The sequence below is a fragment of the Rhodococcus sp. MTM3W5.2 genome, assembly GCF_001984015.1.
Taxonomy (GTDB): Bacteria; Actinomycetota; Actinomycetes; order Mycobacteriales; family Mycobacteriaceae; genus Rhodococcus_G; species Rhodococcus_G oryzae.
This window is the reverse complement of the sequence record NZ_CP019572.1, coordinates 3,096,760-3,118,520: the sequence shown is the minus strand read 5'-3', so window position 1 is coordinate 3,118,520 and position 21,761 is coordinate 3,096,760. Positions and strand designations below refer to the sequence as shown.

Annotated in this window: 19 protein-coding genes and 2 pseudogenes; 13 read left to right on the top strand and 8 right to left on the bottom strand. The window is 69.4% G+C overall.

Features of this window, described 5'->3' with window-relative positions; genetic code table 11:
• Positions 1 to 41 precede the first annotated feature (41 nt).
• The 4 genes from BTZ20_RS14180 to BTZ20_RS14165 form a co-directional block, all read right to left on the bottom strand.
• On the bottom strand, positions 42 to 2,342 hold the full coding sequence (locus BTZ20_RS14180) for a HelD family protein (RefSeq protein ID WP_077041810.1): 2,301 nt from the start codon (positions 2,340 to 2,342) through the stop codon (positions 42 to 44).
• Positions 2,343 to 2,460: 118 nt separating this feature from the next.
• Entirely contained in the window at positions 2,461 to 2,874 is a 414-nt protein-coding gene (locus BTZ20_RS14175; RefSeq protein WP_077041809.1) for a hypothetical protein, read from the bottom strand.
• A complete protein-coding gene (locus BTZ20_RS14170) occupies positions 2,871 to 3,698 on the bottom strand; it encodes a DoxX family protein (protein ID WP_077041808.1) in 828 nt (275 codons plus the stop codon). The genes BTZ20_RS14175 and BTZ20_RS14170 overlap by 4 nt, the downstream gene beginning before the upstream one ends.
• Before the next feature lie 52 nt (positions 3,699 to 3,750).
• Positions 3,751 to 4,440, bottom strand: coding sequence for an MBL fold metallo-hydrolase (locus BTZ20_RS14165; protein ID WP_077041807.1), 690 nt, complete (start codon positions 4,438 to 4,440; stop codon positions 3,751 to 3,753).
• A gap of 170 nt (positions 4,441 to 4,610) precedes the next feature.
• Here BTZ20_RS14165 and uvrA point away from each other — a divergent pair.
• Positions 4,611 to 7,585 (top strand): annotated as a pseudogene (gene uvrA, locus BTZ20_RS14160) (excinuclease ABC subunit UvrA).
• Between the two features lie 479 nt (positions 7,586 to 8,064).
• Here the strand turns inward: uvrA and BTZ20_RS14155 are convergent.
• Positions 8,065 to 8,484, bottom strand: coding sequence for a DUF1801 domain-containing protein (locus BTZ20_RS14155; protein WP_223263335.1), 420 nt, complete (start codon positions 8,482 to 8,484; stop codon positions 8,065 to 8,067).
• Positions 8,485 to 8,558: 74 nt separating this feature from the next.
• Positions 8,559 to 8,903: a DUF1844 domain-containing protein gene (locus BTZ20_RS14150; RefSeq protein WP_077041805.1), complete on the bottom strand. Its 345-nt coding sequence runs from the start codon at positions 8,901 to 8,903 to the stop codon at positions 8,559 to 8,561.
• Between the two features lie 293 nt (positions 8,904 to 9,196).
• On the opposite strand from BTZ20_RS14150, the gene infC reads away from it, so the two are divergent.
• The 9 genes from infC to BTZ20_RS14105 all read left to right on the top strand — a co-directional run bounded on the left by infC (position 9,197) and on the right by BTZ20_RS14105 (position 17,111).
• Positions 9,197 to 9,904, top strand: coding sequence for a translation initiation factor IF-3 (infC, locus tag BTZ20_RS14145; protein WP_077043710.1), 708 nt, complete (start codon positions 9,197 to 9,199; stop codon positions 9,902 to 9,904).
• A 53-nt stretch (positions 9,905 to 9,957) separates the two neighbouring features.
• Positions 9,958 to 10,152: a 50S ribosomal protein L35 gene (rpmI, locus tag BTZ20_RS14140; RefSeq protein ID WP_027503190.1), complete on the top strand. Its 195-nt coding sequence runs from the start codon at positions 9,958 to 9,960 to the stop codon at positions 10,150 to 10,152.
• 67 nt (positions 10,153 to 10,219) lie between these two features.
• Positions 10,220 to 10,609: a 50S ribosomal protein L20 gene (rplT, locus tag BTZ20_RS14135; RefSeq protein ID WP_027503191.1), complete on the top strand. Its 390-nt coding sequence runs from the start codon at positions 10,220 to 10,222 to the stop codon at positions 10,607 to 10,609.
• 23 nt (positions 10,610 to 10,632) lie between these two features.
• Positions 10,633 to 11,445 (top strand): TrmH family RNA methyltransferase, encoded by an 813-nt coding sequence (locus BTZ20_RS14130; RefSeq protein ID WP_077041804.1) that lies wholly within the window; start codon positions 10,633 to 10,635, stop codon positions 11,443 to 11,445.
• 64 nt (positions 11,446 to 11,509) lie between these two features.
• Positions 11,510 to 12,580: a phenylalanine--tRNA ligase subunit alpha gene (gene pheS / locus BTZ20_RS14125; RefSeq protein ID WP_077041803.1), complete on the top strand. Its 1,071-nt coding sequence runs from the start codon at positions 11,510 to 11,512 to the stop codon at positions 12,578 to 12,580.
• Positions 12,581 to 12,643: 63 nt separating this feature from the next.
• Positions 12,644 to 15,130 carry a phenylalanine--tRNA ligase subunit beta gene (pheT, locus tag BTZ20_RS14120; protein WP_077041802.1) on the top strand — a complete coding sequence of 829 codons (2,487 nt, stop codon included), beginning with the start codon at positions 12,644 to 12,646 and terminating at the stop codon, positions 15,128 to 15,130.
• 112 nt (positions 15,131 to 15,242) lie between these two features.
• Positions 15,243 to 15,716, top strand: a complete 474-nt coding sequence (locus tag BTZ20_RS14115) for a PspA/IM30 family protein (RefSeq protein ID WP_077041801.1) — start codon at positions 15,243 to 15,245, stop codon at positions 15,714 to 15,716.
• 32 nt (positions 15,717 to 15,748) lie between these two features.
• Positions 15,749 to 16,846: a DUF2332 domain-containing protein gene (locus tag BTZ20_RS14110; RefSeq protein WP_077041800.1), complete on the top strand. Its 1,098-nt coding sequence runs from the start codon at positions 15,749 to 15,751 to the stop codon at positions 16,844 to 16,846.
• A 76-nt stretch (positions 16,847 to 16,922) separates the two neighbouring features.
• Entirely contained in the window at positions 16,923 to 17,111 is a 189-nt protein-coding gene (locus BTZ20_RS14105; RefSeq protein ID WP_077041799.1) for a hypothetical protein, read from the top strand.
• Between the two features lie 55 nt (positions 17,112 to 17,166).
• Here BTZ20_RS14105 and BTZ20_RS14100 read toward each other — a convergent pair whose 3' ends face one another.
• Positions 17,167 to 18,819: an acyl-CoA dehydrogenase family protein gene (locus BTZ20_RS14100; protein WP_077041798.1), complete on the bottom strand. Its 1,653-nt coding sequence runs from the start codon at positions 18,817 to 18,819 to the stop codon at positions 17,167 to 17,169.
• Between the two features lie 29 nt (positions 18,820 to 18,848).
• Entirely contained in the window at positions 18,849 to 19,469 is a 621-nt protein-coding gene (locus BTZ20_RS14095) for a TetR/AcrR family transcriptional regulator (RefSeq protein WP_077041797.1), read from the bottom strand.
• A 124-nt stretch (positions 19,470 to 19,593) separates the two neighbouring features.
• Here BTZ20_RS14095 and BTZ20_RS14090 point away from each other — a divergent pair.
• The 3 genes and pseudogenes from BTZ20_RS14090 to BTZ20_RS14085 form a co-directional block, all read left to right on the top strand.
• Positions 19,594 to 20,651 (top strand): annotated as a pseudogene (locus BTZ20_RS14090) (AMP-binding protein); the annotation flags it as partial.
• Between the two features lie 45 nt (positions 20,652 to 20,696).
• Entirely contained in the window at positions 20,697 to 21,125 is a 429-nt protein-coding gene (locus tag BTZ20_RS29845) for a class I adenylate-forming enzyme family protein (RefSeq protein WP_411269151.1), read from the top strand.
• A gap of 97 nt (positions 21,126 to 21,222) precedes the next feature.
• Positions 21,223 to 21,711 (top strand): DUF420 domain-containing protein, encoded by a 489-nt coding sequence (locus BTZ20_RS14085; protein ID WP_077041796.1) that lies wholly within the window; start codon positions 21,223 to 21,225, stop codon positions 21,709 to 21,711.
• The last annotated feature ends 50 nt before the right edge of the window (positions 21,712 to 21,761 follow it).

Sequence of the window (21,761 nt, the reverse complement as noted above, 5' to 3'; positions counted from 1 at the left end):
GCCTCGCCGACGGGGGCGGTTTGTCACTGCGCCCGTGAAAACTATTCGAGTGCAGACAGTTTCGAGAGTCCGTCCGGGAGCGGGTGTGCATGTACGACGCCGAGCCGTTGCGTGGCGCGGGTGAGCGCGACGTAGAGGTCGTTCATCCCGCGCGGTGACTCGTCCACGATCTGACCGGGCTCCACGATGAGGACCGCGTCGAACTCGAGCCCCTTCGCCTGCCGGACCGAGAGCACGCTCACCGAATCCGAGATCAGGTCGATGTACTCGTCGACCCCGGACTCGCTGGTCAGGACCGCGACGAGACCTGGCCCGGTCTCCGCGGCCACCAGCCGACGGACCTGCTCGGCGACGTCGCCCTCGGGCACCCGCCGTGCCCACGGCCGCGTCCCCGAGTCGCGCACCGAACGGGGCACCGTCTGGTCGGGGTCGATCAGGGCGAGCACGTCCTGCGCGACCTCCATGATCTCGGACGGCGTGCGGTAGTTCACCGTCAGCTCGGTCAGTTTCCAGCGCCGGGCGACGTACGGCTCGAGCACCGTCTGCCAGGACGAGCTGCCCGCCGGATCGCCCGTCTGGGCGGTGTCGCCGACCAGGGTCATCCACCGATTCGGGATGCGCCGCATCAGCATTCGCCAGGCCATCTCCGAGAGTTCCTGCGCCTCGTCCACGATGACGTGCCCGTACGTCCAGGTGCGGTCGGCCGCCGCGCGCTCGGCCGCGGTCTGGGACTGCCGCAGGTCCTGACGCTGCGCGAGCTGGCCCGCGTCGATCAGGTCGTACGCCATCAGGATCTCGGGATCCAGCTCGTCCTCGAGGTCCTGCGGGGCCGAGCCGGTGAGAATGTCCAGCGCGCCCTGGGCATCGGCGATCTGTGCCCGCCATTCGCGGTCCGCGCGTTCGCGTTCCGCCGCATCGTCCACACCGAGCAGCTCGGCGAGCTCGTCGAGCAGGGGAGCGTCGGCGGCACTGAACCCCGCGACGCCGGTGCGGTGCAGCAGTTCGCGCTGCGCGGCGGTGAGTTGGCGTGCCGCCGTGTCCAGCCGCTTCCGGGAACCGAGCAGGTCCGCGAGCACCCGCTGGGGTGTCAGCTGCGGCCACAGCCCGTCGATCGCGGCCATCACCTCGGGGTCGCCGCGCATCTCGTCCCGGATGTCGGCGATGTCGTCGCGGCTGAGCAGGTTCGCCCCGCCCAACACGTTCGACCCGATCCGGGCCGCATGCTGATCGGCGAGGGCCTCGATCACCGCCGAGACGAAGATCGGCCGGGCGAGGTTGTGCGGGCGCCGCGACGAGCGGGCCCGCCCGCGCGCGCGGGTGACGACCTTGCGATCGAGGGAGATCGGGTAGGAGTCGAACCTCAGCCGGATCGGCTCCGGCGGGGTCTCCTGCCGGTCCCTGACCGCCTGCTTGAGCACCTCGACCATCGCGAGCGAGCCCTTGACCTCGCCACACTCGAGCGAATCCTGATGCGTGGCACGCACTCCCGGATAGAGGTCGCCGATGGTGGAGAGCAGCACGCCGGTCTCGCCGAGTGAGGGGAGCACCTGGCCGATGTAGTCGAGGAAGGTGTCGTTGGGCCCGATGATCAGCACGCCGCTCTTCGCCAGCTGCTGCCGGTAGGTGTAGAGCAGGTACGCCGCGCGGTGCAGTGCCACCGCGGTCTTGCCGGTTCCTGGCCCGCCCTGCACGACCATCACCGACTTGTGCTCGGACCGGATGATCGCGTCCTGCTCCGACTGGATGGTCTCGACGATGTCGTTCATGTGGCCGGTCCTGGCCGCGTTCAGCGCGGTGAGCAGGGCGCTCTCACCCGCAACGCCGTCGGCGCCGTCGAGGGCCCCCGCGCGCTCCGCGGTCGCGAGGTCCAGGTACTCGTCGCCGAGCCCGGTGACCTTCCGGCTGCGGGTCCTGATGTGCCTGCGCCGGGTGACGCCCTCGGGCGCGGCCGGGGTCGCCAGGTAGAACGGCCGGGCAAGCGGCGCGCGCCAGTCCAGCAGCAGCGTCTCGTAGTCGTTGGCCTCGTCGAGGATGCCCACCCGGCCGATATAGCGCCGCGCGTCGCCGTCGGGCGCTTCCTCGTCCGGATCCTGCCCGTCGAGGTCGATCCGCCCGAAGCAGAGGCCGTTCTCCGCCGCGTCGTATTTGGCGATGTCCTCGGTGTACATCAGGCTGAACGACTCGCGCTCGCTGCGAGCCTGCGGGGTACCGCCGGTCTCGAGGAGCACCTTGCGCAGGCGGGTCGCGGCGTAGTCACGCAGCGAATCAAGACGGTCGTACAGCATCGACACGTACTGCTGCTCGCGCTCACGTTCGTCGTGCTGCAGCGCCTCGTCCGGCAAGTGGTCTCCTCGGGCGGTAGGGGAGGGAAAAGTGCCAAGCGAGTCTAGTGGGCGGGTGGCTCGGACGCAGAAGGGCCAGGTCAGAGCGTCGTCCGGCGCGTCACCTGCGGCGCGTGGTTCAGTCGGTGCGGAGGGTCTCGTGCACCGAGCGCCAACGGAGGCCGTTGCGGGCGGCAGGCGCGGGGATCAGGACGGCGGTGACCACCCGGACGCCGGACCCGGTTCCGGTCTCGGTGTGGTGTGTCTCGGTGAACCGGGCGATCGCCACCTCGGCGGTGGCGATCTGCACCTCGACCGCCGTGATGACGACCCGGAGGCCGGGGACCGCGCCCCCCGCCCCGCGGAGCGAATCGGCGAGCTGGTCGCCGGACACGACGTGCCCGTCGGTCGTGACGAGTGAGAAGTCCGCGGTGTGGGCGCCGATGAACTCGGTCAGCAGCGCCGGGTCCGCGACGGTCCCGAGCCACCGTTCGAGCACCGCGTGGTGATCCTCGATCTCGCGGATGATCCGGGGTTCCGGGGCAGGGATCACGAGTTCAGGTCCGCGACGGCCCGTCGGGCCCGCCGCACGGCGCGTTCGGTACCAACGCCGACCGTGTGGCCGAGTCGGGCGCCGCGCTCGGCGGCCGTCTCGGTCCACTCGGCGCCGTGTTCGCGCGCGAGCGAGAGGAGCTCGGGGGCGCGCTCCTGTGCCGTCTCCGCAAGGGCTGCACCGCGTTCGCGGGCGAGCGCGAGGAGTTCCGGGGCGTGTTCCTGTGCCGTCTCCGCAAGGGCTGCACCGCGTTCGGCCGCCTCGGCCGCGAGCTCACGGACCCGTTCCGATGCGGACTGGAGTCGCTCACCGACCGCTCCGTGCGCCTCACTCTCCTTGGCCGTTGGCAGCGCCGCCAGCACCGCATCGGAGGCATGACGGGCCGCTCGGCGGCCCCGCCATCCGAGCGACGGCTTGCCCTCGGTATCGACGCCTGCGATCAGCAAACCGCCGAGCAGGCTCATGTTCTTGAAGAACTGGGTCCGGTGAGCGGCCCGCTGCACAGGGTCGGACTCCCTCCAGAACGCATGGCCGGCGAGCGTGGTCGGCAGCAGGCTGCCCGCCAGGGTCAGCGATGCGACGCGCGGAGCCTTGCCGATGGCCAGCAACGCGCCAGCACCGACCTGGATCGCCCCGTTCAGGCGCACCAGATTCGTGGGGTCAGAGGGCACCAGCGCCGCGACGCGGTCTGGGAGAGCGCCATGTGCTTGCTGGATGACCGGCTCCGCGACGTCTGCTTTCCCGGCGGGATGTCGGAGAGCATCGATGCCGCCGGTGATGAACACCGTTGCGAGCAGGGGGCGGGCGATTCGACGGACCAACATGGTGTGGCCTCCCTCGTGATCGGGTTCACTCCACCCTAGCCAGGGGCGGGCGTCACCAACCGCGTTCCTGCCAGTCCGCGAGGAACGGCCGCTCGGCGCCGATCGTGGTGTCCTTGCCGTGTCCCGGGTACACGACCGTGTCGTCGGGGAACCGCTCGAAGAGCTTGGTCGTCACGTCCCGGTAGAGCGAGGCGAACTTCTCCGCATCGGCGGTCTTGCCGACGCCGCCGGGGAAGAGCGAGTCCCCGCTGAAGAGATGGACCTGGCCGGTCGCCGGATCGGTCAGCGCCAGCGCGATCGACCCCGGGGTGTGACCCGCGAGGTGGATGACCTCGAGTGAGAGTCGGCCCACCTCCACCAGGTCGCCGTCGGTCACGGTGCGGTCGGGCGCGACAGGGAGCGGGCCCGCGTCGAGGGCGTGCGCGATGGTGGGGACGCCGGTCTTGCCGACCACCTCGGCGAGCGCCAGCCAGTGGTCCGGATGCTGGTGGGTGGTGACGATCGAGGTGAGGGTCGGCGCCGCGGCCCCGACCAGGCTCACGAGCCGGTCCGCGTCGTTCGCGGCGTCGATGAGCAGGGATTCGCCGGTCTCGGAACAGACCACCAGATAGGCGTTGTTGTCCATGGGGCCGACGGAGATCTTGGTGATGCTGGCGCCCGCGAAGGATCGCCGCTGCGGATCCGAGTCCGCCGTGAGCTCTCCGGTGTAGTGGTCGTCGATTGTCATCTGCTGCCCGTCCATGGTGGGGACGCTACCGTCGAATGTGTGCCGACGAGGGTTCGGGCACGCGATCGGCCGCGGGCGGACCCGGGGTCGTTCGATTGCGGCTCCACCGACGATGTCGGTACCCCGGCCTACCATGTGCAGCGCGTGAGGACTATCGCCTCTGCGTCGACGAGAAGGGACATCGAGTGGCGGACCGCTTGATCGTGCGAGGAGCGCGTGAGCACAACCTGCGAGGCATCGACATCGACCTGCCCCGGGACAGTCTCATCGTCTTCACCGGGTTGTCCGGCTCGGGCAAATCGTCGCTCGCGTTCGACACCATCTTCGCGGAGGGCCAGCGCCGCTACGTCGAATCGCTGTCGGCCTACGCCCGCCAGTTCCTCGGGCAGATGGACAAGCCCGACGTCGATTTCATCGAGGGCCTCTCGCCCGCGGTGTCGATCGACCAGAAGTCGACCAACCGCAATCCGCGATCCACCGTCGGCACCATCACCGAGGTGTACGACTACCTCCGTCTGCTCTACGCCCGTGCAGGCACCCCGCACTGCCCGGTGTGTGGCGAGCAGATCGCGAAGCAGAGCCCCCAGCAGATCGTCGACCAGGTGCTCGCCATGGAGGAGGGCACCCGCTTCCAGGTGCTGGCGCCGGTGGTCCGCACCCGTAAGGGTGAGTTCGTCGACCTCTTCGACCAGCTCAACACCCAGGGGTACGCCCGGGTACGGGTCGACGGCGTGGTGCATCAGCTGACCGACCCGCCGAAGCTCAAGAAGCAGGAGAAGCACGACATCGAGGTGGTCATCGATCGCCTCACGGTCAAGGCGAGCTCGAAGCAGCGGCTCACGGACTCGGTGGAGACCGCGCTGCGCCTGGCGGACGGCATCGTCGTCCTCGACTTCGTCGATCGGGACGAGAACGCGGCGGACCGGGAACGCCGCTTCTCCGAGTCACTGGCCTGCCCGAACGGGCATGCCCTCTCGATCGACGATCTCGAACCGCGGTCGTTCTCGTTCAACTCGCCGTACGGCGCCTGCCCCGAGTGCACCGGACTCGGCATCCGCAAGGAGGTCGACCCGGACCTGGTGGTGCCGGATCCCGAGCTGAGCCTCGAGGACGGGGCGATCGCGCCGTGGTCGATGGGGCAGACCTCCGAGTACTTCGGCCGCCTGCTGTCCGGACTCGCCGACATCATGGGCTTCGAGATGTCGACCCCTGGAACGAACTGCCTGCCAAGGCACGCAAGGCGGTGCTCGAGGGCAGTGCGGACCAGGTGCATGTCAAGTACAAGAACCGGTACGGGCGGACGCGCTCGTACTACGCCGAGTTCGAGGGCGTGATGCCCTTCCTGCACCGTCGGCTCGAGCAGACCGAGTCCGAGCAGATGAAGGAACGCTACGACGGGTACATGCGCGACGTGCCGTGTCCGGCGTGTGACGGTGCACGGCTCCGGCCGGAGATCCTCTCGGTCACCATCGCGGCGGGCGAGCACGGTAAGAAGTCCATTGCCGACGTCGCCGAGCTGTCGATCTCGGACTGCGCGGATTTCCTGAACAGCCTCACGCTCGGAGCTCGGGAGGAGGCCATCGCCGGTCAGGTCCTCAAGGAGGTGCAGGCCCGGCTCGGCTTCCTGCTCGACGTCGGTCTCGAGTACCTGTCGCTCTCACGTGCGGCAGGCACCCTCTCCGGTGGCGAGGCCCAGCGGATCCGGCTCGCCACCCAGATCGGTTCCGGCCTGGTTGGCGTCCTGTACGTGCTCGACGAGCCCTCCATCGGGCTGCATCAGCGCGACAACCGGCGGCTGATCGAGACGCTGACCCGCTTGCGGGATCTCGGCAACACGCTCATCGTCGTCGAACACGACGAGGACACCATCCGGACCTCGGACTGGGTCGTCGACATCGGCCCGCTGGCGGGCGAGCACGGGGGCAGGGTCGTGCACAGCGGCCCGTACGAGGAGCTGCTGACCTGCGAGGAATCCCTCACGGGCGCATACCTTTCCGGCCGGTCCACGATCGACGTGCCTGCGATTCGCAGGCCCGTCGACAAGAAGCGTCAGGTCACGGTGATCGGGGCCAAGGAGCACAACCTCAAGAACATCGATGTCAGCTTCCCGCTCGGTGTCCTCACCTCGGTGACCGGTGTCTCCGGATCGGGCAAGTCGACGCTGGTCAACGACATCCTCGCGACCGTGATGGCGAACAAGCTCAACGGCGCGCGTCAGGTCCCCGGCAGGCACACCCGGATCAACGGGCTCGACCAGCTCGACAAGCTGGTCCAGGTGGACCAGTCGCCGATCGGCCGGACGCCGCGCTCGAACGCGGCGACCTACACCGGCGTGTTCGACAAGATCCGCACCCTGTTCGCCGCGACGACCGAGGCGAAGGTGCGCGGCTACCAGCCGGGACGGTTCTCCTTCAACGTCAAGGGCGGCCGGTGTGAGGCCTGCTCGGGAGACGGCACGCTCAAGATCGAGATGAACTTCCTGCCTGACGTGTACGTCCCGTGCGAGGTGTGCCACGGGGCCCGCTACAACAGGGAGACCCTGGAGGTGCACTACAAGGGCAAGACCATCGCCGAGGTGCTCGACATGTCCATCGAGGAGGCCGCCGACTTCTTCGAGGCGATCACCTCGATCCACCGCTATCTCAAGACGCTCGTCGAGGTCGGGCTCGGCTACGTACGTCTCGGCCAGCCGGCGCCGACCCTGTCCGGCGGCGAGGCGCAGCGGGTGAAGCTGGCCGCCGAGCTGCAGAAGCGTTCCACCGGCCGCACCGTGTACGTGCTCGACGAGCCGACCACCGGCCTGCATTTCGAGGACATCCGCAAGCTCCTCGGCGTCGTCAACGGCCTGGTGGACAAGGGCAACACGGTGATCGTGATCGAGCACAACCTCGATGTGATCAAGACGTCGGACTGGGTGGTCGACATGGGGCCAGAGGGTGGATCGGGCGGCGGAACCGTCGTGGGGGAAGGCACCCCGGAGCAGATTGCGGCGGTGCCCGCCAGCTACACCGGCAGGTTCCTGCGGGACGTGCTCGACCAGCAGGCCACCGCCGTCAACGGCAATGCGGCCAAGTCCAAGTCAAAGGCCACGGCCAAGGCGCAGGCGACGGGCGAGCCGAAGCGCAAGAGGGCACCGCGCAAGGCGGCGGCCGCGGTCTGACGCGGAAGGTAGCCACAGACAGCAGTGCGGGCCGGGTCCCGAGGACCCGGCCCGCACTGCCGTCTGTAGTCGACTATTCGCTAGACCGTGCCGGTCTCGGTGGGAACGGACGAGCCGCCCGCGAGCGCGGAGTTGATGATGTTGGCAATCGATCCGAACAGGGCGTCGATGTCACTGGGGTTGGGCATGTGAGCTCCTTCATTGCGATCTGCGGTGTTCAGTTCCGAGTCGCCGGCGAGCCGGCGACGTCATGGGCTGGAGACGAATCGAGCTGTTTGCCCCATGCCCCGGTAGGACGACTGGGGCGGGCAGAGCGAATGTGATCCCCCGATCCGGAATCTTTGTACACGAGCCGGACTGGACGTGCGTACGGAATCTGGGGGCCGATTCGGGCGGAGAATTGTGAGGTCCATCACAAAGGGCTCCTGTGTTCGGCGGTCGGCGGCGCTGTGCTGCTCGGCGCGCTGATCACGTCCGGCTCAGGAGTCGGCGGACAGCGCTCGGGCGGCGCGCACCGAGGATTCGATCAACGCGCGGAGCTCGGACTCGTCGACGTCAGCGAGTCGCTTGATGTAGAGGCAGCCCTTGCCGGTCCGGTGCTTGCCGAGGCGCTGTAGGGCGTCGCGGTGGTCATCCAGGTTCAGGCTCAGATAGAGGGTGAGGGCCGTCGATCGGGGAGCGAAGCCAATCAGCGCCGTGTTGCCGGTGTGCCCGCTGGCATAGCGGTAGGTGCGGTCGCCGAACCCGATGATGCTCGAACCCCACATCGCGGCCGGCTCGCCGGTGGCGGCGCGCATCAGGTCGATCAGACGTTCGCAGTCGGCGCGCTTCACATCGTCTGTCAGCGTGCCGAGGAACTCGTCGACGTCGGCACCTGTCGGCTGGGTCTTGTTCGCCACGGGATCAGTATCGCCGCTCACCCCGGCCGCCATCGTGTGAACGGGTCACTCGACGACGGCGGCGGGGGCGGGGATCAGTAGACGGGGCCGGTGTACTTCTCGCCCGGGCCGTTGCCGGGCTCGTCGGGATGGGCTGAGGCCTCGCGGAAGGCGCGCTGGAGTGCCTGCAGTCCCTCGCGGATCGGACCCGCGTGCGGTCCGAGGTACTCCACCGAGGCGGTGACCAGGCCCGCGAGTGCGGTGATCACCCGGCGGGCTTCGTCCAGGTCGAGGTGGTCGCTCTCGTCGGGGTCGGGCGAGGAGAGGCCGAGCTTCTCGGCGGCCGAGCTCATCAGCATCACTGCGGCGCGGCTGATGACCTCCACTGCGGGCACATCGGCCAGCTCGCGGACGTCGCCCGTGTGAGTTTGCTCTGTCATGCCTGCTAGACTTCCATACACGACCGCCCCCGACGACGTTGGGGGCAGCAAGTGGAGTCCGACTCCCACCGCTATCTGGCGCCTCAAACACGCTGGTCAGCGGTCCGGTCGCCCGCCCTCAGGGCTTGGCCTCGGCACGGTGTTCCGTGTGGAGATCATGTCAGGGGACGGGTTCCCTCTTGTGAGGGATGAAGGCTGCGAGCGATCGCGGCGGACATCGAACCGGTCGACATCGGGCCTCGCATGGTGAAAATCCAGCGGGGCTCTTTTGTTGGGAGAGAGCGGGCAACGGGCTGCCGGCGGTCAGGACGACCACGCCGCTCAACCTAGGAGGCCCCATCAGCACTGAGACCCGCATCAACGATCGCATCCGCGTACCCGAGGTTCGACTCGTCGGACCTGGCGGTGAGCAGGTCGGGATCGTGCGTGTTGAAGATGCACTCCGCTTGGCCCTCGAGGCCGATCTCGACCTGGTCGAGGTGGCGCCCGACGCCCGTCCGCCGGTGTGCAAGATCATGGACTACGGCAAGTTCAAGTACGAGGCTGCGCAGAAGGCGCGCGAATCGCGCAAGAACCAGACCCTGACCGTGATCAAGGAGCAGAAGCTCCGTCCGAAGATCGACGACCACGACTACGAGACCAAGAAGCGCAACGTCGTTCGCTTCCTCGAGGCCGGGTCCAAGGTCAAGGTCACCATCATGTTCCGCGGTCGCGAGCAGTCCCGCCCCGAGCTGGGCTTCCGGTTGCTGCAGCGCCTCGGTGCCGATGTCGCCGACCTCGGCTTCGTCGAGACCTCGGCGAAGCAGGACGGCCGCAACATGACGATGGTGCTCGCCCCGCACAAGGGTGCGAAGACCCGCGTCAAGGCCCAGGAGAGTGCGCAGGCTCCGGTGCCCCAGGTTCCGAGGCCCGCCTCGGCGCCGCCCGTGCCGGAGGCCCCCGCCGCTGCTGCACCCGAGGCTCCGGCCGAAGGCGCGGCACCCGAGGCGCCGACCAGCTAGCAAGACCGTCTCGACCGAACGCAGTACCGAAGAAACACAGAACTGAGGACTCCATGCCCAAGATGAAGAGCCACAGCGGCACCTCGAAGCGATTCAAGGTGTCCGGCAGCGGCAAGATCCTGCGCCAGAAGGCCGGCCGTCGCCACCTGCTCGAGCACAAGCCCACCAAGGTGACCCGTCGCCTCGATGGCAAGGCCGTCGTCAGCAAGGCTGACACCCCGCGCATCAAGCGCCTGCTCGGCATCTGATCGAGACCAGCACTTTTTGACCAACCCAGGAGCGCCCGTCGCGCTCCGAGATTGACAGGATTTCCCAGTGGCACGCGTAAAGAGGGCGGTCAACGCCCAGAAGAAGCGTCGTTCAATTCTTGAGGCCTCCAAGGGCTACCGTGGACAGCGCTCGCGCCTGTACACCAAGGCCAAGGAGCAGCAGCTCCACTCGCTCACCTACGCGTACCGCGACCGCCGCGCGCGCAAGGGTGACTTCCGCAAGCTGTGGATCACGCGTATCAACGCCGCCGCGCGCGCGAACGACATGACCTACAACCGCTTCATCCAGGGCCTGAACGCCGCGGGTGTCGAGGTCGACCGCAAGATCCTCGCCGAGCTGGCCGTCTCCGACGCCGAGGCGTTTGCCGGCCTGGTGGCCATCGCCAAGGCCGCTCTGCCTGCCGACGTGAACGCCCCCGCCGGGGAAGCAGCCTGAGCAAGCTGAACCAGGAGCGACCCGTGGACCCGTTCACCGAGCGGACTCCACGGGTCGTTTCTGCTGTCAAGCTGCTGCGCGGCGCCGAGCGCAAGAAGGCGGGGCGCTTCCTCGCCGAGGGCGCGAATTCGGTGACCGCGGCGCTCGCCACCGGTCGCGTGGAGGAACTCTTCTTCACCGATGAGGCGGCAGGCAGGTACGGCGACCTGATCGCCGGGGCAACCGCCGCAGGCGTGCGGGTCTCGCCGATCACCGAGCGGGCCGCCAGGTCACTGAGCGACACGGTGACACCGCCGGGGCTTGTCGCGGTCTGCGGGCTCCTGGACGTTCCGCTGGGCGAGGCGTTGGACGGATCGCCCAGGTTGCTGGCCGTCCCCGTCTCGGTGTCCGAGCCGGGTAACGCGGGAACGGTGATCCGGGTCGCGGACGCGGTCGGAGCGGACGCGGCGATTCTGGCAGGCGACAGCGTCGACCCGCATAACGGGAAGTGCGTGCGCTCCTCGGCCGGCAGCGTCTTCCACCTGCCGATCGCGCGGGAGCGGGACGTGGCCCTCGTGCTCGAGCAGATCACCGCCGCGGGTGTGCAGATCCTGGCGACCGCGGCGGACGGCGAGGTCGACCTCGACGATGCGGACGAGTTGCTGGCCCTGCCGACCGCATGGCTGTTCGGCAACGAGGCGCACGGGCTGGACCCGGTGATCGCCGCGAGGGCCGACCACCGGGTGCGGATTCCCATCCACGGCCGCGCGGAGAGCCTGAACCTGGCGACCGCCGCCGCCATCTGCCTGTACGCGAGCGCGCGGGTGCAGCATCGGCAGGACCGACCGACAACCTAGGATTGTTCTGCCGTGCGCCGGGTGCGCACGGCGCGACGACCATCGACGAGGAGTTTGACCAGCCGTGGCAAAGAACGAGGCCGAGAGTTCAGGACCGATCGATACCGAGGCTCTGACCGAAGACGCGCTCGGTGCCGCGGCCGAGCGGGCCGAGGCGGCGTTCGCGGCCGCAGGCGATCTCGATGCGTTGGCCAAGGCGAAGATCGACCACCTGGGTGACAAGGCACCGCTTTCGCTCGTCCGGCGTGCCCTCGGCGCGTTGCCCGGCAAGGAGAAGGCGGACGCGGGCAAGCGGGTCAACGCGGCGCGCACCAGGGCCACCACCGCATTCGATGCCCGTCGCGAGGTGCTCCTGGCCGAGCGTGACGCCGCCGTGCTCGTCGCGGAGGCGATCGACGTGACGCTGCCCGCCCAGCGCCGTCCGGTGGGCGCCCGCCACCCGATCACCATCATCTCCGAGCAGGTCTCCGACGTGTTCGTCGCGATGGGCTGGGAGGTGGCCGAGGGTCCCGAGGTCGAGACCGAGCACTTCAACTTCGACGCGCTCAACTTCCTGCCGGACCATCCCGCCCGCACCATGCAGGACACCTTCCACATCGCGCCCGAGGGCTCGCGGCAGGTGCTGCGCACGCACACCTCGCCGGTGCAGGTCCGCACCATGCTCTCTCGGGACGTGCCGATCTACGTGGTGTGCCCCGGGCGCACCTTCCGGACCGACGAGCTGGACGCAACGCACACGCCGGTCTTCTCTCAGCTGGAGGGTCTCGCGATCGACAAGGGCCTGACCATGGCGCACCTGCGCGGCACCCTCGACGCCTTCGCCCGGGCGCTTTTCGGTCCGGACACCCGGACCCGGATGCGGCCCAACTACTTCCCGTTCACCGAGCCGTCCGCCGAGGTGGATGTGTGGTTCCCCGGCAAGAAGGGCGGCGCAGGCTGGGTCGAGTGGGGCGGCTGCGGCATGGTCAACCCGAAGGTGTTGCGGGCCAGCGGAATCGACCCCGACGAGTATTCCGGATTTGCCTTCGGCATGGGCCTGGAGCGAACCCTGCAGTTCCGCAACGGCATCCCGGACATGCGCGACATCGTCGAGGGCGACGTGCGATTCACGCTGCCCTTCGGTGTGCGTGCCTGATAGGCGTGGAGCCTGCGGAATGCGCCAGACAATAGACCTCGAGAACGAGAGAGCTGAGTAGACGTGCGAGTAGCGCAATCGTGGCTGACCGAGATCCTGCAGCGGGCGACCCCCGACTGGGAGGTGACGGCCGAGGAGTTGGACGCCGGTTTCGTGCGCGTCGGCCTCGAGGTCGAGGAGGTCGACGTCCTGCACCGGGTGCCGGGGCCGCTGGTGGTCGGCCGGGTCGTTTCGATCACCGAGCTCACCGAGTTCAAGAAGCCGATCCGGATGTGTCAGGTCGACGTCGGAGAGTCCGAGCCCCGCGGAATCGTCTGCGGCGCCAGGAACTTCGCCGAGGGTGACCTGATCGTCGCGGCTCTGCCCGGCGCGGTGCTGCCCGGTGACTTCAAGATCGCCGCGCGCAAGACCTACGGTCAGGTGTCCGACGGGATGATCTGCTCGGTCGCGGAACTCGGGATCGGCAAGGACCATTCGGGCATTCTGGTGCTCGAGCCCGGCACTGCCGAGCCCGGTGCCGACGCCAACGACCTGCTCGGCCTCGGCGACACGATCATCGAGCTGAACATCACCCCCGACCGTGGGTACTGCTTCTCGGTTCGCGGGCTGACAAGGGAGCTGGCCTGCGGGTTCGACCTCGAGTTCGCCGATCCCGCGGTGCTGCCCACACACGGGGCGGACGGAGAGGCGTGGCCGCTGACCGTGCTGCCCGAGTCCGGATCGCCGCGCTTCGCGCTGCGTCGCGTCACCGGCATCGACCCCGCCGCGGTCTCCCCGTGGTGGTTGCAGCGCAGGCTGCTGCTCTCCGGTGTGCGCCCGATCTCCCCTGCGGTCGACGTCACCAACTACGTGCTGCTCGAGCTGGGACAGCCGCTGCACGCCTTCGATGCGAACAAGCTGACCGGCGGCCTCGTCGTGCGCCGGGCCGCCGCTGACGAGAAGCTGACCACTCTCGACGGGGTGGAGCGGACCCTCGACGCCGAGGACGTGGTGATCGCCGACGAAACGGGCGCGGTCTCCCTCGCCGGTGTCATGGGCGGTGCCAGCACCGAGGTCGGCGCCGGGACCACCGAGGTGCTGCTCGAGGCCGCGATCTGGAACCCGCTCGCGGTGTTCCGGACCTCCCGCAGGCACAAGCTGATCAGCGAGGCCAGCAAGCGGTACGAGCGCGAGGTGGACCAGGCCCTGCCGGTCGCCGCACTCGACCGTGCGGCCGCGCTCCTGGTGGAGATCGCGGGCGGCCGGATCGAACCGGTGCTGACCGATGTCGGCGGGGTCAACGAGCCCGCTCCGATCCGCATAGACATCGACCTGCCCGATCGGGTGGCGGGTGTGGCGTACCCGAACGGCACCGCGGCCAGGCGGCTGACGCAGGTCGGCTGCGCCGTGGACGTGGGCGTCAGCGAGGCCGGCCACGGCCAGCTCGTCGTCACCCCGCCCACCTGGCGGCCGGACCTGGAACAGGCCGCGGACCTGGTGGAGGAGGTGCTGCGCCTCGAGGGCCTCGAGCAGATTCCGTCGGTGCTGCCCGCCGCGCCCGCAGGCCGCGGCCTCACCCCGCAGCAGCGTCGCCGCCGCGCCGTCGGTCGGGCGCTCGCGTTCGACGGGTACGTCGAGGTGCTGCCGACGGTGTTCCTGCCCACCGGGGTGTTCGACACCTGGGGCCTCGACGCCGACGATCCGCGCCGCACCACCTCGAAGGTGCTCAACCCCCTCGAGGCCGATCGCCCCGAGCTGGCCAGCACCCTGCTGCCGGGGCTGTTGGAGATCCTGTCCCGCAACACTTCTCGTGGCCAGCGCGACCTCGCGTTGTTCGGCATCGCGCAGGTGGTCCTTCCGGGACCCGACACCAAGCCGGTGCAGGCACTGCCGGTGGACCGTCGCCCGACCGACGACCAGATCGCCGATCTGCTGAGGTCGCTGCCCGCGCAGCCGACCCACGTCGCCGCGGTGCTGACCGGGCTCAGGGTGCCGAGCGGGCCGTGGGGCTCGGGCCGCGCTGTCGAGGCCTCCGATGCCTTCGCGGCGGCGGAGACGATCGCCGAGGCGGCGGGCGTCTCCCTCGAGCGCAGGGCGGCTCAGTACCTGCCCTGGCACCCGGGCCGCGGCGCCGAACTGCTGGTCGACGGAATCGTCGTCGGGCACGCGGGTGAGCTGCACCCGGCGGTGCTCGAGCGCAGCGGGTTGCCGCCGCGTACCTGTGCGGTGGAGATCGACCTGACCGCGCTGCCGATCGCCGAATCGCTTCCTGCGCCTCGGGTCTCGCCGTTCCCGGCGGTCCTCCAGGATGTCGCGGTCGTGGTCGAGGCCACCGTGCCCGCCGCGACCGTCGAGGCGGCGCTGCGCTCCGGCGCGGGCGAGCTGCTCGAGGAGATCCGCCTGTTCGACGTGTTCGAGGGTGCGCAGGTCGGTGAGGGTCGTAAGTCCCTTGCCTTCGCGCTGCGGTTCCGCGCCGCGGATCGGACGCTCACCGAGGACGAGGCCTCCGCGGCACGGGACGCGGCGGTCGCCGCGGCTTCCGCCGCGGTGGGTGCGCAGCTTCGGGCCTGATCCCAACCGTCGAGAGTGCACCTGCCGGGCATCGGCCGAGTAGGCCGCCCGGCAGGTGCACTCTCGACGCGGGCTGCCGTAGCCTTGCGGCAAGTCGACGGAATGAGGTGTCATGACCGATTCCCAGAGCGTTGCCGATGGGCTGAGCCGGCTCACCGACCAGGAACTGGTGCGGGTGATCGCCGCCGCGACCGCGGGCCGACCGGCGCTCGCGTCGATCGCAGCTGCCGCGAACGCGATCGGCGGCGAGATCCCGCCTTCGCCCGATGTGCCGATCCCGGCGGAGGTGCCCTTCCCTGCCGACGTGCCGATCCCGCCTGACCCGACGGTGGTGGCGGGCCTCCCCGTGCCGACGGCGGGGCCCGGGTTGCCGACAGCGATGCCCGCGCCCGACTACACCGATTCCGGTGTGCCGACATTCGATTCGGTGCGCGAGAAGATCGAGACCCGCGCAGGGACCGCGGCCGGCGCCACCGAACTCGACGCCGAGTCCCCGGCGGGGCGCACCGTCGCGGAGCAGTGGGAAGAGCGGCAGAAGGCGGCGAAGGACAAGCTGGACGAGATCCGAAAGACCATGGACTCCTAGGGCTGTCGTTCCACTGGCCAGAATCGACTTCGATGCCGAGACCGACCGCACACAGCGCCGCACCCACCGGCAGGGGCCGCACCCTCGCTCAGGTGTACCGACGCTTCGGTGAGGTCGACGCCGCAGGAACATCGCCGCTGTACGAACGCGTCGCCGTCGCGCTGAGTGAGTCCGACGAGGCGCTGCGCGCCATCGAGGCGGCGCCGGCGCGTAAACGGCACCCCGCCCTGATCCTCGCCGCGTTGCACGACCTCGCCCTCGCCGGCCGCGCCCCGGCGCTTGCTGCGGCCTATGCCGCGACTGACGGCGACGCGGCCGCGGACGCGGCGATCGACACGCTGCTGCGGATGACCGACTCGGTCGTGGCCATCGCCACGCGCCGCACGAGGCCTACCGACGAGACCGGACACGGCGGCGTGCTCTATCCGGCCATTGCCGAGGCGGCGCACCGGGTGGGCGCGAATGCGGTCGGGCTGATCGACGTGGGCTGTTCCGCCGGGCTCAATCTCACCGTCGATCGCGTCGGTATCACCTACAGCAACGGACAATCGCTGGGCGACCCGTCATCTTCCGTGCAGCTGTCGACGTCGATCGTGGGAGATCGGCCCGTCCCGCCACGGGCGATTCCCGAGGTCGTCGCCAGGGTCGGGGTCGACCTCGATCCGGTGGACGTGACCGACGCGGACGAGGCCAGATGGTTGCGCGCCTGCCTGTGGCCGGACCAGCCGGATCGGGTCGCGAGGCTGGAAGCGGAGATGACGTTGGCGGCGACGGCCCCTCCGCTGCTGTTGCACGGGGATGCCGTCGAGGTGTTGCCCGACGCCTTCGCCCGTGTGTCGGCGGACGCCCTGCCTGTCGTCACCACGACGTGGGCGCTGTCGCGCTTGCCGCTCGAGAGCCGCCTGCGCTTCCTCCACCGCCTCGACGAGGTGGCGGCCGGGCGGGCGGTGGCGTGGGTGTCGGCCGAGGGGGTCGGAGTCGCGCCGACGATACCGACGCTCGGCGATCGCCGCGCCTCCGGCCACAGCATCATCGGCCTGGCGGTGTTCGACGGATCGGTCCGCAGCGCCGAGGCCGTCGGACGCTGCTGGTCGCGGGGCCGCATGCTGGCATGGCTGGCGGACTCGTAGAGTCCTGCGGATTCGAGGCGCTCGCCGGGGTCCCTCGGCGTACGGTGTAGCCATCCAAAGTCGTGGAGGTAGCGCCATGGTCTGGTCGGAAATCGGGGTCGTGTTCGGATTCGCGGTCGTCATCACCACCGTGGCCGTCGTCCTCATCGGAGTCACGATGCTCTTCATCGTGTCGATCTGGGAGAACTTCGGGCAGCGCAAGCCACGCGGATTCCCCGACGAGCCGGACGGGCGGAGCCGATCGGCAGCACTGCGCCTGGAGTGAGCGCGAACGGCCGGCGCGGTCGGACCTGGGTCCCGCCGAGCCGGCCGTCCTCGAACTACTGGCGGTCCAGGATCGCCCCGAAGTCGGTGCCGACGGGGAGCGTGCCGTATTCGAGGTCGCGGTCGGGCCCGAGCCGCGCCGCCAGGAAGGCCTCTGCGACCGCGGACGGCGCGGTCCGCAGGAGCAGCGCGCCCTGCAGGCCGAGGGCCATCGCGGCGGCCACGGGACGCGCGCGCAGCTGGGCCTGCGCGGTGTCGAGGGTCGCGAGCTCGGCGAGCGCGCCCCGAATCCGGGTGAGGTGGTCGTCGAACAACCTCGATGCCCCGGACGCGAGCGCGAGCTCCGCATCGAACGCGGCGACCGATTCGGGTTCGCGCGTCATGGCGCGCAGCACGTCGAGGGCGATCACGTTGCCGGAACCCTCCCACACCGCCATCACCGGCTGCTCGCGGTACCGGCGCGCCAGCGGGAACGCTTCGGTGTATCCGTTGCCGCCGAGGCATTCGAGCGCCTCGTACGCGTGATGCGGCCCGCGCTTGCAGATCCAGTACTTGCTGACGGCGGTGGCGAGCCGGCGGAACGCCTTCTCGGCGTCGTCGGCGTCCTCGTCGTGGGCGCGGGCCAGGCGCAGCGCGGTCGCGGTGGCGGCCTCCGATTCGAGCGCCAGGTCGGCGGCGACCGCAGTCATCGCGGGCTGGTCGATCAGCGTCGCGCCGAACGCGGCCCGGTGGCGCACGTGCCACAGCGCCTCCGCGACAGACTGGCGCATGCCGGCCGCCGAGCCGTACACGCAGTCCAGGCGGGTGCGCGAGACCATCTCGATGATGGTGCGGACGCCGCGGCCCGGTTCGCCGACCAGATGTCCGATAGTGCCGTCGAGCTCGATCTCCGACGAGGCGTTGGACTTGTTGCCGAGCTTGTCCTTGAGACGCTGGATCCGGAAGACGTTCCTGGTGCCGTCCTCGAGCACCCGGGGTACAAGGAAGCAGGACATGCCCTCTTCCGAGTAGGCCAGGATCAGGAAGCCGTCCGACATCGGCGCCGAGCAGAACCACTTGTGTCCGGTCAGCGACCAGGTGCCGTCGGAGTTCGGGACCGCGCGGGTGGTGTTGGCGCGGACGTCGGATCCGCCCTGCTTCTCGGTCATCGCCATGCCGAACAGCACGCCCGGCTTGCTGCCGGGCGCGGCGAGGCCGCCGTCGTACCCGCGGGCGTAGAGGCGCGGCAGCCACAGCTCGGACAGTTCGGGGGAGAAGTCCAGGGCGGGCACCACCGAATGGGTCATGGAGACCGGGCAGGAGTGACCGGGCTCGACCTGGGCGAACATCATGAAGGTGGCGGCGCGGGCGACGTTGGCGCCGGGCTTCGGGTCGGCCCACGCGGAGGTGTGGGCGCCGTGCTGGACGGCCGCGCCGATGATCCGGTGGTAGCTCGGGTGGTACTCGACCTCGTCGATACGATGGCCGTACTTGTCGTGCGAGTGCAGGGTCGGGAGCACGGTGTTGGCCAGCTCCGCGTCGTGCTGGAACTCCTCAGTGCCGACAAGGGAGCCGACCTCGGTGAGATCGTTGTGCGCCCAGTCGGCGTCGTACCTGCGTACGCCCTCCACGAGCGGGACGTTCGAGGTGTACTCGTTGACCTCCACCCGTGGGGGCGCCTGATTGAAGACCTCGTGGGTGCGGTGCGGCGAGGCGACTGTGTTCGTCATGGTGGTTCCTTCTTGGGTATCGGCTGCGGTCAGGCGGTGAAACCGACCGCGCGCAGGCACAGTTGGAGGATGGCGTCGACGATGTCGTCGTCGGAGAAGGTCTCGGGCAGCTCCACCGGGATGGGGGAGAGCCGTCCGGTGAGGGACTCGCTGATGGCGCCGATCAGCGCGGCCGCGGCGATCCCGACGTGCTGGTCGGGCAGTTCGCCCTCCTCGATGCCGTCGCGCAGGATCGCGGTGGTCAGCTCGGCATAGGAGCCGCGGTAGATGAGCCGCTCCTCGTCGACCAGGGGATCGACCGGTTCGAACAGCAGCGACCAGGCCATCTGGCGGCCCCGGATGGCTCGGCGGGCGAACGTCTCGACGAGCGCGCGCAGTCGGTCCGCCGCGCCCGAGTGTTCGGCGACGGCCATCCGCACTTCGTTCAGTTCCTGGTCGGCGCCGCGGCGGAACACGGCGGCCAGCAGGTCGGACCTGCCGTCGAAGTACGAGTACACCGAGCCGACGCTCACGCCGCAGTTCTCCGCGATGGCCTTGACCGAGGCCGCGGAGAATCCGCCCGCCGCGACCAGTTTCCCGGCCTCGGCGAGCAGCACCTCCCGACGTTCCGCCTGGGCCGCGCGGGTCTTCTCCGTCGCTCGGTAGGCCATCTCGTCGGCGCCTTTCGCAAAACTATGAATCGTGATTCAATCCTTGACTAACCCGACTGTAGAACGAATCGCCGTAGACGGCAATCCGGCCGCAACGTAAGCCGGCGCCACCCGAGGAGGACCCATGGACCTGACGACGATGCTGGAGAGCACCTGCCGGAAGTTCCCGGACAAGGAGGCGGTGGTCTACGGGGCCGAGCGCCTCAGCTATCGCGAACTCGTCGCCGCGTCGAAGCGGGCTGCCGAGGTGCTCCGTGGCCGGGGTGTCCGGCGCGGTGACCGGGTCGCGGTGATGACGTACAACACCCCCGGCTTCGTGATCGCGGCCTTCGGGGCGTGGCGGGCGGGCGCGGTGCTGGTGCCGGTCAACCACAAGCTGGCGGCCCCTGAGGTCGAGTACACGCTCACACACTGTGGTGCGAAGGTGGGTGTGGTCTCCGCCGGCCTGCGGGCGAACGCGGAGACCGGTGCACCGCAGGTGGACTGGCTGCTGACCGAGCTGGGTGGCGACGCCGAGGGGCAGGCGGATCGGGACTTCGACGCGCTCGTGGACGTCGCCGACGAGTGGGACGGCGTCGCCGTCGACGAGACCGAGATCGCCCAGGTGCTCTACACGTCGGGGACCACCAGTGCCCCAAGGGCTGTCTGCACACGCACCGCTCGATCACGACCGTCGCGCCGTACATCGCGACCACCCTCGGCCTGGACCGCGACGAACGGGTGCTGATCGCGATGCCGATCTGGCACGCGGCCCCACTCAACGTCTGGTTCGTCCCGACGATGTTCCTCGGCGGCACGGTGGTGTTGATGCGCGAGTACGCGCCGCTGCCCTTTCTCGAGATCATCGGCGCCGAGAAGATCACCGCGTTCTTCGGCGCTCCTATTGCGTACCTGGCTCCGCTGCAGGTCGCCCGGGCCGCAGGCATCGACATGTCCACCTACGATTTCTCGACCATGCGGCGATGGACCTACGGCGGTGCGCCGATCGGTGCCGAGGTGGCACGGCAGCTGCAGCAGGCATACCGGTCCGAGGACTTCTATCAGGTGTACGGGATGAGCGAGATGGGCCCGACCGGCACCGCGCTCTACCCGCACGAGCAGATCGCGAAGGCCGGGTCGATCGGGCGCGGCGGCATGCCAGGCGTCGACCTGCGGGTGGTCCGGCCGGACGGCCTCGACGCCCAGCCGGGGGAGACGGGCGAGATCTGGCTCAGTGGGGACACCCGGATGCTCGGGTACCTGAACAACGACGAGGCCACCGACGAGGTTTTCGAGGGTCGTTGGTACCGAACAGGTGATGTCGCGCGGGTCGACGAGGACGGCTACCTCTACATCGTCGACCGCACCAAGGACGTCATCATCACCGGCGGCGAGAACGTCTACTCGCAGGAGGTGGAGGAGGCGATCCGCCCGCGCGCGGACATCGTCGACGTCGCGGTGATCGGGCGGCCGCACCCGCAGTGGGGCGAGACGGTGGTCGCGGTGGTGGCGACCGTCGGCGGCGCGAACCTCGAGCTGGACGAGTTGCGGGACTACCTGGCGGACAAGCTGGCCCGCTACAAGATCCCGCGGGAGCTGGTCGTGGTCGACGAACTGCCGCGCAATCCCTCGGGGAAGCTCACCAAGCACGTGATCCGGGAGGCGGTGCTGTCCTGACCGGCGCGGGGCCCGCTGCCGTGGCCTGATACGTTGCGAACCACGCATCTTCCCGACACCGTGTCGGGAAGATTGGGACAAGGGTGTGGTTTCGACGATGAACGAGTTCAGCGGGATCGACGGCTTCCTCGGCACGAGGGCCTCCTCGGCCATGGACATGATGGTGCTGTTGATGGCGGTGGTGGTCGCGGTCCTCGGTTGGAGCGTCTATCAGGTCAGGGTCGGCAGGCGCTTCCGGTTGCACAGGTCGGTGCAGCTGGCGCTCGGCGTCGCCCTGCTCGTGGCCGTCGTCCTTTTCGAGTTGGACGTGCGCTTCAACGGATGGGAAGAGCGGTCGGCGGGTGTGGTCGGCGGCTCGGCGTCGAGCCTGGTGTGGTCGGTGCTGTCGGTTCACCTGGTCTTCGCGGTCTTCTCGGTCCTGCTGTGGCCCGTGGTGATCGTTCGGGCGATGCGGAACTTCGGCCGCTCGCCGCAGCCAGGGGCGCACAGTGCATGGCACCGGCGCTGGGCTCGGATCGCCGCGATCGGCATGACCCTGACCGCGGTGTCGTGTTGGGCCTTCTACTGGGTGGCGTTCGTCGCCTGATCGTCGTCGCCGCCCTGGCTATGAATGGGCTTGCATGATGATGCATAATC

Excerpts from the sequence above, each read along its gene's own strand:
- BTZ20_RS14170 (WP_077041808.1), bottom strand. The coding sequence starts at position 3,698 with ATGTTGGTCCGTCGAATCGCCCGCCCCCTGCTCGCAACGGTGTTCATC.
- BTZ20_RS14165 (WP_077041807.1), bottom strand. The coding sequence starts at position 4,440 with ATGGACGGGCAGCAGATGACAATCGACGACCACTACACCGGAGAGCTC.
- BTZ20_RS14150 (WP_077041805.1), bottom strand. The coding sequence starts at position 8,903 with ATGACAGAGCAAACTCACACGGGCGACGTCCGCGAGCTGGCCGATGTG.
- rpmI (WP_027503190.1), top strand. The coding sequence starts at position 9,958 with ATGCCCAAGATGAAGAGCCACAGCGGCACCTCGAAGCGATTCAAGGTG.
- BTZ20_RS14115 (WP_077041801.1), top strand. The coding sequence starts at position 15,243 with ATGACCGATTCCCAGAGCGTTGCCGATGGGCTGAGCCGGCTCACCGAC.
- BTZ20_RS14110 (WP_077041800.1), top strand. The coding sequence starts at position 15,749 with ATGCCGAGACCGACCGCACACAGCGCCGCACCCACCGGCAGGGGCCGC.
- BTZ20_RS14105 (WP_077041799.1), top strand. The coding sequence starts at position 16,923 with ATGGTCTGGTCGGAAATCGGGGTCGTGTTCGGATTCGCGGTCGTCATC.
- BTZ20_RS14100 (WP_077041798.1), bottom strand. The coding sequence starts at position 18,819 with ATGACGAACACAGTCGCCTCGCCGCACCGCACCCACGAGGTCTTCAAT.
- BTZ20_RS14095 (WP_077041797.1), bottom strand. The coding sequence starts at position 19,469 with ATGGCCTACCGAGCGACGGAGAAGACCCGCGCGGCCCAGGCGGAACGT.
- BTZ20_RS29845 (WP_411269151.1), top strand. The coding sequence starts at position 20,697 with ATGCTCGGGTACCTGAACAACGACGAGGCCACCGACGAGGTTTTCGAG.
- BTZ20_RS14085 (WP_077041796.1), top strand. The coding sequence starts at position 21,223 with ATGAACGAGTTCAGCGGGATCGACGGCTTCCTCGGCACGAGGGCCTCC.